This window comes from Micromonospora sp. DT44 (genome assembly GCF_049841635.1).
GTDB lineage: Bacteria > Actinomycetota > Actinomycetes > Mycobacteriales > Micromonosporaceae > Micromonospora.
On record NZ_JBNCKS010000021.1, the window covers coordinates 40,074 to 54,578 of the forward strand.

15 protein-coding genes and 1 pseudogene are annotated in these 14,505 nt (G+C 70.7%); 7 read left to right on the plus strand and 9 right to left on the minus strand.

Annotated elements, in window-relative coordinates:
• Positions 1-97: 97 nt before the first annotated feature.
• Together ACLQ25_RS14425 and ACLQ25_RS14430 are read left to right on the plus strand one after the other, a co-directional pair.
• Positions 98-640: a type 1 glutamine amidotransferase domain-containing protein gene (locus tag ACLQ25_RS14425; RefSeq protein ID WP_425731382.1), complete on the plus strand. Its 543-nt coding sequence runs from the start codon at positions 98-100 to the stop codon at positions 638-640.
• A gap of 131 nt (positions 641-771) precedes the next feature.
• Complete coding sequence (locus tag ACLQ25_RS14430; protein ID WP_425731383.1) at positions 772-2,448, plus strand: MDR family MFS transporter; 1,677 nt, start codon at positions 772-774, stop codon at positions 2,446-2,448.
• Positions 2,449-2,595: 147 nt separating this feature from the next.
• Here ACLQ25_RS14430 and ACLQ25_RS14435 read toward each other — a convergent pair whose 3' ends face one another.
• The gene (locus ACLQ25_RS14435) at positions 2,596-2,796 is read right to left on the minus strand and encodes a hypothetical protein (protein WP_425731384.1); all 201 of its coding nucleotides are present in this window, start codon (positions 2,794-2,796) and stop codon (positions 2,596-2,598) included.
• Positions 2,797-3,042: 246 nt separating this feature from the next.
• Between ACLQ25_RS14435 and ACLQ25_RS14440 the strand changes: the two genes are divergently transcribed.
• A complete protein-coding gene (locus ACLQ25_RS14440) occupies positions 3,043-3,267 on the plus strand; it encodes a GntR family transcriptional regulator (RefSeq protein WP_425731385.1) in 225 nt (74 codons plus the stop codon).
• A gap of 14 nt (positions 3,268-3,281) precedes the next feature.
• On the opposite strand, the gene ACLQ25_RS14445 is transcribed toward ACLQ25_RS14440, so the two are convergent.
• Positions 3,282-3,773 carry an NUDIX domain-containing protein gene (locus ACLQ25_RS14445; protein ID WP_357123791.1) on the minus strand — a complete coding sequence of 164 codons (492 nt, stop codon included), beginning with the start codon at positions 3,771-3,773 and terminating at the stop codon, positions 3,282-3,284.
• A 71-nt stretch (positions 3,774-3,844) separates the two neighbouring features.
• On the opposite strand from ACLQ25_RS14445, the gene ACLQ25_RS14450 reads away from it, so the two are divergent.
• Positions 3,845-5,479 carry a long-chain fatty acid--CoA ligase gene (locus ACLQ25_RS14450; protein ID WP_425731436.1) on the plus strand — a complete coding sequence of 545 codons (1,635 nt, stop codon included), beginning with the start codon at positions 3,845-3,847 and terminating at the stop codon, positions 5,477-5,479.
• 186 nt (positions 5,480-5,665) lie between these two features.
• Here the strand turns inward: ACLQ25_RS14450 and ACLQ25_RS14455 are convergent, their stop codons facing one another.
• The 6 genes from ACLQ25_RS14455 to ACLQ25_RS14480 all read right to left on the minus strand — a co-directional run bounded on the left by ACLQ25_RS14455 (position 5,666) and on the right by ACLQ25_RS14480 (position 11,018).
• The gene (locus ACLQ25_RS14455) at positions 5,666-6,688 is read right to left on the minus strand and encodes an NADPH:quinone reductase (protein ID WP_425731386.1); all 1,023 of its coding nucleotides are present in this window, start codon (positions 6,686-6,688) and stop codon (positions 5,666-5,668) included.
• Between the two features lie 73 nt (positions 6,689-6,761).
• Complete coding sequence (locus ACLQ25_RS14460) at positions 6,762-7,415, minus strand: HAD family hydrolase (protein WP_425731387.1); 654 nt, start codon at positions 7,413-7,415, stop codon at positions 6,762-6,764.
• 32 nt (positions 7,416-7,447) lie between these two features.
• Positions 7,448-8,272, minus strand: a complete 825-nt coding sequence (locus ACLQ25_RS14465) for an SCO6745 family protein (protein WP_425731437.1) — start codon at positions 8,270-8,272, stop codon at positions 7,448-7,450.
• A gap of 189 nt (positions 8,273-8,461) precedes the next feature.
• Positions 8,462-9,184: an FKBP-type peptidyl-prolyl cis-trans isomerase gene (locus ACLQ25_RS14470; RefSeq protein ID WP_425731438.1), complete on the minus strand. Its 723-nt coding sequence runs from the start codon at positions 9,182-9,184 to the stop codon at positions 8,462-8,464.
• A gap of 101 nt (positions 9,185-9,285) precedes the next feature.
• Positions 9,286-9,924 carry a DUF4241 domain-containing protein gene (locus ACLQ25_RS14475; protein ID WP_425731388.1) on the minus strand — a complete coding sequence of 213 codons (639 nt, stop codon included), beginning with the start codon at positions 9,922-9,924 and terminating at the stop codon, positions 9,286-9,288.
• A gap of 71 nt (positions 9,925-9,995) precedes the next feature.
• Complete coding sequence (locus tag ACLQ25_RS14480) at positions 9,996-11,018, minus strand: Ku protein (RefSeq protein WP_425731389.1); 1,023 nt, start codon at positions 11,016-11,018, stop codon at positions 9,996-9,998.
• An 85-nt stretch (positions 11,019-11,103) separates the two neighbouring features.
• Between ACLQ25_RS14480 and ligD (ACLQ25_RS14485) the strand changes: the two genes are divergently transcribed.
• Entirely contained in the window at positions 11,104-12,045 is a 942-nt protein-coding gene (ligD, locus tag ACLQ25_RS14485) for a non-homologous end-joining DNA ligase (RefSeq protein WP_425731390.1), read from the plus strand.
• Entirely contained in the window at positions 12,035-12,946 is a 912-nt protein-coding gene (gene ligD, locus ACLQ25_RS14490; protein ID WP_425731391.1) for a non-homologous end-joining DNA ligase, read from the plus strand. Before ligD (ACLQ25_RS14485) ends, ligD (ACLQ25_RS14490) begins: the two co-directional genes overlap by 11 nt.
• Positions 12,947-12,993: 47 nt before the next feature.
• Here the strand turns inward: ligD (ACLQ25_RS14490) and ACLQ25_RS14495 are convergent.
• Positions 12,994-13,837, minus strand: a pseudogene (locus ACLQ25_RS14495) (alpha/beta hydrolase).
• 149 nt (positions 13,838-13,986) lie between these two features.
• Here ACLQ25_RS14495 and ACLQ25_RS14500 point away from each other — a divergent pair.
• Positions 13,987-14,505 (plus strand): SigE family RNA polymerase sigma factor, encoded by a 519-nt coding sequence (locus ACLQ25_RS14500; protein WP_425731392.1) that lies wholly within the window; start codon positions 13,987-13,989, stop codon positions 14,503-14,505.

The window sequence follows — 14,505 nt, forward strand, 5'->3', positions numbered from 1 at the left end:
GGCCAAACCTGGGCCGATGTGACGCCCCTCGTGGGGTGTTTCGGGCGGTAGGGCGCGGGAAGGGAACTGAGTAACCCCGGAGAGGAGTTGTACCGAGATGGCAGCGACATTGCAGGGTAAGAGGATTGCCTTCCTGGCCACGGACGGTGTCGAGGAGGTCGAGTACGTCCAGCCGCGCGAGGCGGTCGAGAACGCCGGCGCGACCGTGGAGCTGGTCTCGCTCAAGCCCGGTTCCATTCAGTCCTTCAACCACCTCGACCAGTCGAAGACGTACGACGTGGACGTCACCGCGGACAAGGCGGACGCCGCCGGGTACGACGCGCTCGTGCTGCCCGGAGGGGTGGCGAACCCGGACTTCCTGCGGTCGGATCCGGACGCGGTGCGGTTCGTGAAGGCGTTCTTCGAGGCTGGCAAGCCGGTCGGGGTGATCTGCCACGGCCCGTGGACGCTGATCGAGGCGGGCGTGGTGCGCGGCCGGAAGATCACCTCGTGGCCCAGCCTGCGCACGGACCTGACCAACGCCGGCGCGACCTGGGTGGACGAGGAGTGCGTAACAGACGGCAACCTAACGAGCAGCAGAAACCCCGACGACCTCCCCGCCTTCTGCGCCCAGATCACCAAATCCTTCGCCGCCTCCTGACCGCCTTCTTCCGCGGTGATCAAGAGGTTTGCGTCATCCCGACCGGCGTGTCGTGACGCAAACCTCTTGATCACCGCGACAAAGGGGTGGGGTTGCGCGCATGTTCTGGGGTGGGCGGGAAAGAGGGCTTGATGACTGCCGACGCCTCCGCTGCACCGGTGTTGAACCGCCAGCAGATCAGGCTGCTCATGCTGGGTCTGATGACCGGCATGCTGCTGGCCGCCCTCGACCAGACCATTGTCGGAACGGCCCTGCCGACGATCGTCGGTGAGCTGGGCGGGATCAACCACTACTCGTGGGTGGTCACCGCGTACCTGCTCGCCTCGACCGCGTCGACGCCCCTGTACGGCAAGATGGCCGACCTGTACGGGCGTCGCCCGGTCTTCCTCTTCTCGATCGGCACGTTCCTGCTCGGGTCGCTGCTGGCCGGGCTGTCGCAGAACATGACCCAGCTGATCATCACGCGCGGTATCCAGGGGCTCGGCGCCGGTGGTCTGCTGACGCTGGCGTTCACGATCATCTCGGACGTGGTCTCACCTCGGGAGAGGGGCCGCTACCAGGGGCTCTTCGGCGCGGTGTTCGGCATCGCGTCGGTGGCGGGGCCGCTGGTCGGTGGGTATTTCGCCGAGACCGACTGGCGGTGGATCTTCTACATCAACGTGCCGCTGGCGATCCTGGCCATCGTGGTCTGCTACCACGTGATGCGGCTGATCCCGTTCGAGCGGCGGGACCACGCGATCGACTGGCTCGGGGCGGGCCTGCTGGTGGCCGGTGTGAGCAGCCTCCTGCTCGCGCTGAGTTGGGGCGGCAATGAGTACCCGTGGGGTTCCGGGCTGATCATCGGTCTCTTCGTCGCCGGTGCGGTGCTGGCCGCCCTGTTCGTGCTCCAGGAGGCGCGGGTCGCCGAGCCGATCCTGCCTCTGCGGCTGTTCCGCAGCGCCACGTTCGCGCTGGCCAACTCGGCCGGCTTCGTGCTCGGTCTGGTGATGTTCGGTTCGATCATCTTCATCCCGCTGTACCTCCAGATCGTCAAGGGCGCCTCGCCGACCCGCAGCGGTCTGCTGATGCTGCCGATGATGGCGGGCATCATCGTCACCTCGATCGTCACCGGTCGGGCGATGAGCCGGATCGGCCGGTACAAGTGGTTCCCGGTGGCCGGGGCGGCGACCCTGCTGGTCGGCATGCTGCTGTTCACCCGGTTGCAGGTGGGTACGTCGCTCTGGGTGGCGTTCGGTTTCATGGTGGTGATCGGCGTCGGCCTCGGTCTGTGCATGCAGTCGCTCGTCCTCGCGGTGCAGAACGCGGTCTCCGTCCGCGACCTGGGCGCCGGTACCTCGTCGGCGACGTTCTTCCGGTCGCTGGGTGGTTCGTTCGGGGTGGCGATCCTCGGCACGGTGCTCTCGTCGCGGCTCAACTCGCAGCTTGCCGACCGGCTGCCCGGTGCGATCGCCCAGCTCCCACCGGACCAGCGGGCCGCGGTGGCGGCGAGCGGCGGCACGAACATCTCGATCAACGACCCCGCGACGATCATGGCGCTGCCCGGTGCCGTACGGGCCGCTATCCAGGCGTCGTTCGTGGAGTCGCTGCACCTGGTCTTCCTGACCGCCGGGCTCGTCGCCATCGTGGCGGTGCTGGTGACCCTGGCGATGCCCAACAGCGAGTTGCGGGGTGCCGGCCCGCAGGGTGCCAAGGGCGGGGCCGACCCGCTCGGCGGTGAGGCTCCCGCACCGGGCGGTAAGCCGCTGACCCGTGAGTCCAAGGAAGAGGCCGCCGCCGACATGAACGCCAAGTCCCAGACGATGATCTGACCACCTTCGGCCGCTTGGCCGAAACTATCCGCGACGGCGGGCATTCCCGAACGAGCGTGATGACTGTGAGGCATAAATATGTCGCACAGTCATCACGCTCGTTGGCATACCCGCGACCTGCCGCGTTCCGCCCAGGTGGATCCGCATCTACTTCTGGAACATCACCGACGCGGCGTCCGCCATCAGGCCGATTGCCCAGTCAAGCTGTGGACAATCGTCGCGGCCCCGGCACTCCAGGCAGCCACCGACTTGCCGGGGTCGGTCGAGCGCCCGGGACCAGTGCGCATCGAGGATCTGCTTCGCCACGAACAGTTCGGTCGCCTTCGAAACCGGCTCGTCGATCGGCATGGTCGGCGCCTTCCGGGTGGACGCGAGTGGTCCGCTCCGGGAGCAGAGCGGTGTCGTAACTCCCGGAGCGGAAGGCGGGATGACTCGGGAGTGCTGAAGTCCAGAAGTCGTCCGCCTACTGTCTCACTGTATCTACTGTCTCACTGTAGTCAAGTTCTCACTGTATCCACTTCGCTGGATCGGCGGGTTGTCTTGGTCGGGTGTGGGCTGGAAGCATGATCTCCGCTGAAGTCCAGGAGAGCCCACATGCCAACCAGGCCACCGCACTATCGCCGAGTCGCCGACAACATTGAGCAGAAGATCAAGTCTGGGGAGTATCCGCCCGGCCACCAGTTGCCGTCGGTCTCCGAGATAGGCGAGATTTACAACGTCGCGCGCTCGACGGCCTACCGTGCCGTCAAGGAACTACACGAGCGGAATTTGGTCTACGGCCAGCAGGGGCAGGGCGTCTTCGTGGCGGACGCGGAGTAAGCAGGCCGACGTCTCTACTTGAGGATCAGCCGGTTCGTCTGCTCGAAGACGTCCAGGTCGGCCAGGGTCTCCAGGACCGACGCGGAGAGTGGGGACGGGAAGCGGTCACGGGCGAAGAAGCCCGCGTCCGTGGTCTCGTCGGTGACCCGGGTCAGTTGCCCGTCCCACTCCTCCACCTTGAACGCGGTGGTGAAGACCTGGTAGGTGTGCCCGTACATGTTGGTGCTGGTCCGGTCCGGGCCGGTGTAGAGCGCGAACGCGCAGACCCGGAGCGCCCGCAGCCCGGTCTCCTCGCGGACCTCGCGTACCGCGCAGTCGGCGATGGATTCGCCCAGCTCCATGGCCCCGGCGGGCATGGCCCACTGGCCGTTGTCGGAGCGTTGGATCAGCAGGATGCGCCCCGCGTTGTCGCTGACCACGGCACGGGCGCCGACGAACATCAGCGTCCGGTCCCCGGCGAGCGCGCGCAACTGCCCCACGTACGAGTCGGCCCAGGAGATGCTCACCTGCGACAATTTACGGGGGTTCCCAACGTGTGACCGTCGACACTAGCTTGTTACCCATGCGTAGCACGATGATGGCCGCTCCCCTGCAGGTCTCCCGCATCCTCGACCACGGCGCGGGGGTGCACGGCACGGCCGAGGTGGTCACCTGGACGGGCGCCGAACCCCGTCGGATGACGTACGCCGAGGTGGGTCGCACGGCGGCCCGGCTGGCGCACGCGCTGCGCGACGAGTGCGGGGTGACCGGCGACGAGCGCGTCGCCACCTTCATGTGGAACAACAACGAGCATCTGGTGGCCTACTTCGCGGTGCCCAGCATGGGCGCGGTGCTGCACACGCTCAACATCCGGCTCTTTCCCGACCAGGTCGTCTACATCGCCAACCACGCGCAGGACCGGGTGGTGCTCGTCGACAGCACGCTCATTCCGCTGCTGGCCCGCGTGATCGGCGAGCTGACCACGGTGCGGCACGTCGTGGTGGTCGGCGGCGGCGACCCGACCCCCCTCACCGCGGCGGCCGGCGAGCGGATCACCGTGCACCACTGGGACGCGCTGCTCGCCGACCGTCCGGACGTGTACGACTGGCCGGAGGTGGACGAGCACGACGCCGCGGCGCTCTGCTACACGTCCGGCACCACCGGCAACCCGAAGGGCGTCGCCTACTCGCACCGGTCGATCTACCTGCACTCGTTGCAGGTCTGCATGCCGGAGGGCTTCGGTCTGGCGCCGACCGACCGGGAGCTGGCCATCGTTCCGATGTTCCACGCCATGTCGTGGGGCCTGCCGTACGCGGCGTTCCTCTCCGGCGCGTCACTGATCATGCCGGACCGGTTCCTCCAGGCCGCGCCGATCGCCGAGATGATCGCCGCCGAGCGGCCGACCCTGGCCGGCGCGGTGCCGACCATCTGGACCGACCTGCTGGCGTACCTGGACGACCACGACGTGGACAGCTCGTCGCTCACCGAGGTGCTCGTCGGCGGCTCGGCCTGCCCGCCGGCGCTCATGCACGCGTTCGACGAGCGGCACAGGATCGACGTCATCCACGCCTGGGGGATGACCGAGATGTCGCCGCTGGGGTCGGTCTCGCGTCCGCCCGCCGGGGTGGCCGGGGACGAGGCGTGGCGCTACCGCTACACGCAGGGTCGCGTGCCTGCGGGCGTGCAGGCGCGGATCGTCGGCCCGTCGGGCGAGCCGCTGCCCGCCGACGGCTCGGCCGTGGGCGAGCTGGAGGTCCGTGGGCCGTGGGTGACCGCACGGTACGTCGGTGACGACGCCCCCGATCCGGAGAAGTTCCGCGACGGTTGGCTACGGACCGGCGACGTCGGCACGCTCTCCCCGGACGGGTACATCACGCTGACCGACCGCGCGAAGGACGTGATCAAGTCCGGCGGCGAGTGGATCTCGTCGGTCGAGCTGGAGAACGCGCTGATGGCCCATCCTGCCGTGCTGGAGGCGTGCGTGGTGGGTGTACCGGACGAGCGGTGGGACGAGCGGCCACTGGCGACCGTGGTGGTCCGTGCGGGCGCCTCGGTGACCGCCGAGGAGCTGCGTGACTTCCTGGCCGGCTCGGTGGCCCGCTGGCAGTTGCCCGAGCGCTGGGCGTTCATCGACACGGTGCCGAAGACCAGCGTGGGCAAGTTCGACAAGAAAGTCGTCCGTTCGCGGTACGCCGAAGGTGACCTGACTGTCCGGGAGCTGACAGCACCGTAACGTTTGACCGGGCACCGTCGCCTATGGGCAGAGGAGTACTCCTGACATTCCTCCCCAGAGGGCGGCCCCGGCGTTCGCACCGCGCCGGGGCCGCCCGCTCCACGCGGGTAACCCCGCACCGTCATTGTTGCGAAAATTGCTCGCCTCTGTCCCGGTGACGGGGAAATCCGGTGCCCGACGACCTGTTCAGGCGTCGCTGGTGGTGATCAGCACCTTGCCGACCGCCGAGTCCTCGACCGCCTGGTGCGCCGCGGCCGTGTCGGCGAGCGGATAGCGGTGCAGCGGCAGACCGGCGTCCGCGCCCACCCGGATGCCGCCCTGGTTGGCGGCCGCCGCGACGTCGACGACACCCTGCGCCTTGGCCGCCTTCGGCTCCGTGTAGACCAGCACGAACTGCCACCGGGCGTTCACCACGTACAGCGGGCGGATCGGGAGCGTCACCTCGGTCCCGCCGTTGTCGGCGTACACGCAGACCGCGCCGCCGTGGCGGACCAGCTGCGCGTCCATCGCCGCGTTCTGTGCCGGGGCGACCTCCACGATCGTGTGGACCCCGTCGGGGGCGATCTTGCCGACCTCTTCGACCACGTCCTGCTCGCGATAGTTGATCACGTACGAGGCGCCGGCCGACGCCGCGAGCTGCGCCTTCTCGGCACTGCTCACCGTGGCGATCACCGTGGCGTCGGCCCAGCGGGCGAGCTGGATCGCCGCGTTGCCGACCGCGCCCGCGCCGCCCTGCACCAGCACGGTGTGGTCGGCCAGCGCGCCGGCGCGTAGCGCGTCGGGCATGAACTCGCCGGCCGTCAGACAGCGGTGCGCGGTGAGGAACGGAATGCCCAGGCTCGCCCCCAGCTCGAACGAGGCGTCGCCCAGCGGCACCGCCTGCCGCACCGGCACCACCGTGTACTCCGCGCTGGTGCCCCACGGCCGCTGCCAGGCCGCCTCCCAGATCCAGACCCGCTCGCCGATCAGCTCGCCGCCGACCCCCTCGCCGACCCCCTCGCCGACCGCCTCGACGACACCCGCGCCGTCCTGCCCCGGGATCTGCCACCCGTCCGGCGCGAACGCCCGGCGCGACTTCCAGTCCGTCGGGTTCACCCCCGAGACCGCCATCCGGACCAGCACCTCGCCCGGCCCCGGCTCGGGCACCGGCCGGTCCACCAGTTCCAGCACCGACGGATCGCCGGTGCGCTCGTACACGATGGCCTTCATCAGTGGTCTCCTCGCTGGCCGGCGCGGCACGCGTTCGGCGTGCCGCCTGCTGCGGTACCCCGCACCGATCCCGTCATGCCAAACCGTCGATCAGCTGCGGGGTCAACTCGCCGATCGACCCGAGCGTCACGGCCGCGAGCGCGGCGGCGTCCGGATCGAGGGGGTACGACGTGTGGGGCACCGCCACCACCCGCATCCCCGCCGCCGCGGCCGACCGTACGCCGTTGGACGAGTCCTCCACGGCCTCACAGCGGGCCGGGTCGACGCCCAGGCGCTGCGCGACGCTCAGGTACACGTCCGGCGCCGGCTTGCCCCGCTCGGTCTCCTCGGTGGACAGGGTCGCGCCGAACGCGTCGGTCAGACCGGTGGCCTCCAGCGCCGCCGCGATCAGCCGGGTCGGCGACGAGCTGGCCAACCCGAGCGGCCACCGCGCGGCCAACCGGCGTACGACGTCGTCCGCACCGTCGATCAACGGCACGTGCTCCCGGTAGCGCTGCGCCATCTCCCGCACCACCTCGTCCGCCACCTGCCCCGCGGTGCGCCGCACACCCAACTCCCCGCTGAGGTAGTGCGCCCACTCGCCGGTGCTCATGCCCATCAGCCGGCGCTGGGTGTCGGGCTGCCAGGTGCCACCGTGTGCCGCCACATACGCCCGCCGGACCTCCTCCCACACCGGTTCGGAATCCACGATCACGCCGTCCAGGTCGAAGACCACCGCATCCACCACGGGCCCATCCTGCCCGACGGCGGGACCCACGGTCAGCCGGCCAGCGCGGGCAGCCCGATCGGGCTGTCGGGCGGGATCACCGTGTGGCAGGACCGGGCCAAGGGTTCCAGCAGCTCACGAAGGCGGTCGGTGTCGCCCGGGCCGAGTGCCTGCCACGGATGCCCGGCAGACCGGTCGGTGGCGTCCTCGATCGCCTGGAATTCGGCGTGGCCGGCGTCGGTGGGGGTGCCGTCCCCGGCCAGCCAGCCGCGTCGCGTCAGCCGCTCGCGGGCGGCCCGCCACTGCTCCTCGGACCAGCCCCGGCCGAGCAGGTTCTGTGCCGACGTGCCCACCGCGACGCGCCAGGCCAGTGTCTCCACCGGGTCCAGGCCGGCAGCCACCAGGGCGGCGATGTGTCCGTCGCCGCGCAGCTCCCGCAGCGTGGTCGCGGCCTGCCAGAGCCGGGCGAGGGGGTACTCCCGGACCGGCAGCGCCGCGTTGGCCGCCCCGAGCACCCGACCGGCGGTCTGCGCCGCCGAGGCGGCCCGCTCCAGCAGGTCGGCGGCCTCGGCCAGGTGCCCCTCGGGCAGCTCGTAGGTCAGCTCCGCGAGGGCCTGCACCGCGCCGGTCAGCCGGGCGCGCAACGCCTCCGGCGGGGTGGCCAGCCGCCACACCGCGGGCAGGGCCCGACTCACCATCGGCGGTGCGAAGCTGAAGAAGGCGGCGATGACCGGAGGGGCCTCGGCGGCGCCCAGCGGCGCGGCCCGACCGGCGAAGTAGCCCCGCCAGTAGCCGCGCAGCCCGACCGCCTCGTACGCGGCGCGGGCCCGAGGGTGGAAGTAGGTGACCGCGTGCACCGGCTCGAAGTACGTCCACATCATCCGGGTGGTACGCCCGAGATCCTCCAGCGCCGTCACAGGTACCTCCACCGTCCCGCGTCCGCGTCGTCACCCCGGACTGCGGTCGCCCGGGGTGACGCCGAACCTACTGCCGGAGGGTGACGGGCAGGAAGCCCCATGTGAACAAAGCCATCGCGCTGGGGCGACAACCGGGGCGATCCGGACGGATCACTGGGCGGCGAGCACGTCCACCACGAAGCGCAGCGGACCGGTCGGACGGCCGCCGGCCTTGGCCTCGTCGTTGCCGTACGCCAGCTCGCCCGGGATGTCGAGCTGCACCCGGCTGCCCACGGTCACGCCGACCAGACCCTGGTCCCAGCCGGGGATGACCTGGCCCACGCCGATCGGGAAGGTGGCCGGCTGGCCGGCGTTCCAGGACGAGTCGAACTCCTTGCCGTCCTTGTAGAAGACGCCCACGTAGTTGGTGGTGATGTTCTGCCCCTTCTTGACCGCCGGGCCGGTGCCCTTGATCATCGGGGTGACCGTGAGCTTCTTCAGCTCGCCCGTGCCCGCCTTCACCGTCGGCTTGGTGCCCAGCGCCGGGTCGGCGCCCGCGGGCAGCTGCGGCGCGGGCGCCGCGGGCGGCGCGGTGGGGGCGTCCGGCGCCGCGGCGGAGGCGGACGGGTTGGCGCCGGAGGCGTTGCTGGGCTTGTCGTCCCGGTTGCTGTCGATCCAGACGAAACCGCCGATGAGCAGCGCCATCACGGCGATACCGGCGAGCCCGCCGGCCCACGCCTGGCGGCGGCGCTTCGCCTCGGCCGCCTTCTGCGCCGCCAACTGGGCAGCCAGCCGCCGCCCCGCCTTCGTCGCCGGGCTCTGGCCCTCCGACCGGTTCTCCTGCGTGCGCTCGCTCACGTCGTCGACTCCCTGCTGCGAAGGTGTGGCCGGCACCCGGTGCCGGGGGGAAAGCCGACGCACACGGTACCCGCCCGGCGGCCCGCCGTGCCGGCCGTGGACGACTCGGATCGCCCAGAAACGCCGTCTGCGGGACGTTACTCCGAGACCACCATGAAGTCGGTCACGAACGAGGTGACCCTCCCGTCGGCGGTCCGCCCGATCCAGGTGCCGTAGCAGCCGTCGCCCCAGCCCGTGGCGACCGTGACGATGTTCGCGCCGGTGGCCTCGTCCAGCACGGCCGTGATCAGCCCCGGAACCGGCGACGAGGGCAGCTCGGCGGGGATGAAGACCTCCTCGATCCGCTCCTCGTCCCAGCTCTCCAGGGCGGCGAGCGCGGTCGGGTCGGCGAGCGTGCCGGCGCCGGCGTCCACGCCGTACCCGAAGTAGTCGTCGTCGCCGAGCGCGGCGACGTCCTGGTCGCCCACCACGGCCTGCTCCCAGCGGGTCGTCGGCTCGGCGCAGATCACCAGTTCCAGCGCGGCCACCCGCCGGTCCACCTCGGCGTCCTCGCGCAGCACCACGGCCACCCAGGCGCGGGCGGGATACCGCCCCGGCGCGACGGTCACCGTGTACGGCTCGGCCTCCGTCACGACCAGCGGATCGCACCCGACGACCCGGCCGGTCGGCAGTACGACGTCGACCAGCGGATGGGCCTCGACGAGGTACGCGCCGTGTTCGTCGGTGAAGCGCGCCCCGGGCGTCAACAACCGGTCCAGGTCAGGGGTGTGCGGCATGAGGGCTCCTCCGGTGGCCGACGGCCGGCGGAGCGTACCCGGTCCGGCGGACACCGTCGGTGCCGCGTACCTCAGGCGCTCTTGCGGGGTGCGGTCTTGCGCGCGGCGGTCTTCTTCGCGGGCTCGGTCTTCTTCGCGGTGGTCTTCTTGGCGGCGGTCTTCTTCGCCGGCTCGGCCGCCTTCTTCTCGGCGGTCTTCTTCGTCGCGGTCTTCTTCGCGGGCGCCTTGGCGGCCTTCTTCTCGGCCGCCTTCTGCGCCGACCGGGCCGACGAGATGGGCGTCGGCTCGCCGCCGCCACCCCGCGCGGGCTGCTCGCCGCGCGCAGCCCGGGCCCGGTCCACCGAGGCCTTCAGCGCGGCCATCAGGTCCACCGCCGCGGCCGGTGCCTCCTCGACCTCCTCCGGCTGGACGACCTCCCGACCCTCCACCTTGGCGTCGATGACCTCCTGCAACGCGGCCCGGTAGTCGTCGGTGAAGACGTCCGGTTCGAACTCACCGGTCATCGAGTCGATCAGGGAGCTGGCCATCGCCAGCTCCGGCGGACGCACCTTGAGGTCCTCGTCGAGGAAACCGAAGTCGGGGGTACGGATCTCGTCCGGCCAGAGCATGGTGTTGAGCAGCAGCACACCTTCGCGGACCCGCAGGGTCGCCAACTGTTCCCGCTGGCGCAGCGCCACCTTGACGATGGCCACCCGCTCCGAGTCGAGAAGCGCGTCCCGCAGCAGCACGTACGGCTTGGTGGCCGTGCCCTCCGGCTCCAGGAAGTACGCCTTGTTGTAGAGGATCGGGTCGACCTGCTCGGCGGGAACGAACTCCAGCACATCGATCGCCCGGGAGCTGGTCAGCGGCAGGTCGGCGAAGTCCTCGTCGGTGAGGATCACCATCTCGCCGCCGCCGATGTCGTAGCCCTTGGCGATGTCGTCGTAGGTGACCTCCTCGCCGCAGACCGAGCAGGTGCGCTTGTAGCGGATGCGACCGCCGTCCTCGCGGTGCACCTGGTGGAACCGGATGTCCTTCTCCTCGGTCGCCGAGTAGAGCTTCACCCCGATCGAGACGAGCCCGAACGACACGGCTCCCTTCCAGATGGCACGCATCCTGCGCTCCCTTCCCCGGTATCGACCATGCTCGCATCCGCAGGAACTCCACGCGAGGTGTTCGGCCTGCTACTACAGTCGGGTCGTGCCCGGCGCGCCGCTCAAGCCGATGCTCGCGATGACCGGGCCGCTCCCGGCGGGTGACGGCTGGGCGTACGAGTTCAAGTGGGACGGGGTCCGGGCGCTCGCCAACATCTCCGGCGGTGCCCAACACCTGTATGCCCGCTCCGGCGTGGAGATCACCGCCGCGTACCCCGAACTGGCCACCCTGTCCGAGCAGGTCGACGACGCGCTGCTCGACGGCGAGGTGGTGCTGCTGGGCGAGGGTGGGCAGCCGTCGTTCACCGCGCTGGCCGAGCGGATGCACGTCCGGGACCGCGCCAAGGCCGCCCGGCTGGCGGCGGTCATGCCGGTGACGTACATGATCTTCGACCTGCTGCGCCTGAACGGCGACGACCTGACCGGCTGGTCGTACGAGCGTCGCCGGGAGGCCCTGGACGCGCTCGCGCTCGGCGGCGCGCGGTGGGCGGTGCCGCCGATGTTCACCGACGGCCCGGCCACCTACGAGGCCGCCGGGGAGCACGGTCTGGAGGGGGTGATGGCCAAGCGGGTGGGCGCCGTCTACCGCCCCGGGGCGCGTTCGCCGGACTGGGTGAAGGTCAAACTGGAGGTGACCGGCGACTTCGTCGTCGGGGGGTGGCGGCCGGGCGCGCGTCGGATCGGCGGGCTGCTGGTCGGGGTGCCCGGCCCGGACGGCCGGCTGACCTACCGTGGTCGGGTCGGTGGCGGCATCGGCGCGGCCATCGAACGGCAGCTCCTCGCCGAGCTGGAGCCGCTGCGTACCGGCGCGTCACCGTTCGCGGCGGGCGTGCCGCGCGAGGATGCCCGGGGGGCCATCTGGGTAGAACCCCGGGTGGTGGTGGAGGTGAAGTACGGCCAGCGCACCCCCGACGGCCGGCTGCGCTTCCCCCGGGTGCTGCGCCTGCGCCCGGACAAGCCGCCGGAGGAGGTCGACGATGCCGGCTGAGAAGCTGCGGGTGGACGTCGAGGGCCGCGCGCTGGAGCTGTCCAACCTGGACAAGGTTCTCTATCCGGCCGTGGGCTTCACCAAGGGCGAGGTGATCGACTACTACACCCGGATCTCGCCGGTGCTGCTGCCGCACCTGGCCGACCGGCCGGTCACCCGCATCCGCTTCCCGAACGGGGTGGATGACAAGTCGTTCTTCGAGAAGAACAAACCGGCCGCGACCCCCGACTGGGTACGCGTCGAGACGTTGCCGGCGCCCGGCTCGACGAAGGGCCGGGAGACCATCGACTACGTCGTCGCCGACGACCTGCCCACCCTGGTCTGGCTGGCCAACCTCGCTGCGTTGGAACTGCACACGCCGCAGTGGAAGGTGGGCGAGCACCCGGACATGATGGTGGTCGACCTGGACCCGGGACCGCCGGCCGGGCTCGCCGAGTGCTGCCCGGTGGCGGTCCTGATGCGCGACCGGCTCGCCGACGACGGCATCGACTCGTACCCGAAGACGTCCGGCAAGAAGGGCATGCAGCTCTGCTGCCCGATCGCCGGCACCCAGTCCGCCGACGACGTCTCCGCCTACGCGCGTCGGATCGCGCAGGAGTTGGAGAAGGCGCACCCGAAGCTGATCGTGTCGAAGATGGCGAAGAACCTGCGCCCGGGCAAGGTCTTCATCGACTGGAGTCAGAACAACGCGGCGAAGACCACCGTCGCGCCGTACTCGCTGCGCGCCCAGCGGACGCCGTCGGTGTCGACGCCGCTGACCTGGGACGAGGTCGAGGCCGGCGCGCGCGGCCGGAAGCCGGCCGTCCGCCAGTTCACCGCCGCCGAGGTCCTGGAGCGGGTCGAGGAGTACGGCGACCTGCTGGCCCCGCTCCTCGACGGTGGCCCGGAACTGCCCGACTGAGATCGGCCCTTCAGGACGTCCGCTGGTGGCAGGTCAACAACGGCAGTTCAGTTTCCGTGCGGCGGCTCGGGCTGTCTGCGGATCAGCGCGCCGAGCTCGTCGAACAACCGGTCCTGGGCGGCCGCCTCTGCCGATTCCGGGTCGGTGTTCTGGATGAAGCCGTGCTCCAGGCCGGCCTCCTGCCAGTGCACCACCCGTGCGCCGGCCTGCGCCAACCGGTGGGCGTAGGCATCGCCCTCATCCCGCAGCGCGTCGTGCTCGGCGGTCACGATGAGCGCATCGGGCAGGCCGTGCAGGTCTGCTGCCAGCAAGGGGCTGGCGGGCGCGCGATCGACAGGTTCGGGCGTCCACTGCGTGACTGCCCAGGCGAGGAAGTCGGCATCCAGCGCGTGACCGTTGCCCTTCTCCACGATGCTGGCCTGCGACAACGTCAGGTCGGTGTTGGGGGCAGATCAGGACCTGAAGGGCGGGCAGGGGATCGCCCGCGTCGCGCAGCCGCAGGCAGGCCATGGTCGCCAGGTAGCCGCCGGCACTGTCCCCGGCAACCGCTGCCGGGCGCGCCCAGCGGAGCACCGACACCACGTCCTCGATGGCCGCAGGGTAGGGATGCTCCGGCGCGCGCCGGTAGTCGACGGCCAACACCTCGACGTCGCAGGCGTCTGCGATGCGGCGACAGGTTCGGTCATGGGTGTCCAGGTCACCCAGGACGAAGGCGCCACCGTGGGCAAAGACAACCAGCGGCCGCGCCCGCTGGGAGGGCCGGTAGTGGCGCAGAACGATCCCGTTCGGTCCACGGAGGTCTTCGACCTTGGTCAACGCGGGCCCTTGGGGACGGTTTGCGGCTCGCCGCCGCGAATCTGCGCGGAGTTTCGACACGTCGGGACGGATCATGGAGCATCTCGCTTCTGCCACGGGCCCATCCCGAAGAGAGTGCGGATGAACATGGGGGCCGGGATGCGGTCAACGATAACGAGGGCTTCGACCGGCCGTTCGCCGCGTGCTCGTGACAACCTTCTTCGGGCCCGCCGCGTGGTAGGGGCGTGACCGACCAACAGAAACCGCTGTCCGCGACGGACCGGTCCTACGTCGCGTTCGTCGAGGTGGCGTGGGAGCGACACATCCGGCTGGCCATGCTGCTCTGCGGCGACCGGTGGCGGGCCGAGGAGTTGCTCCAGGACACCCTGGTCCGGGTCTACGAGCGGTGGCGGCGGCTGTCCCGGCTCGACGACCCGCACGCCTACCTACGCCGGGCGCTGGTCAACAACCACACCTCGATCTGGCGGCGACGCCGGCGCGAGAGCCTCGTCGCGGACGTTCCCGACCGGGCCGCGCCGGGCGACGGCGGCGACCCCGACGCCGACGTCCTGCGCCGGGCACTGCTGGCACTGCCGGCGAAGCAACGCGCGGTCGTGGTGCTGCGCCACTACGAGGACCTGAGCGAGCGCGAGGTCGCCCAGGTGCTGGGTTGCTCGCTGGGCACCGTCAAGAGCCAGAACGCCCGGGCGCTGGGCACGTTGCGACACCTCCTGAACAGATCCTTCGACTCGGTGAGCAGGTGA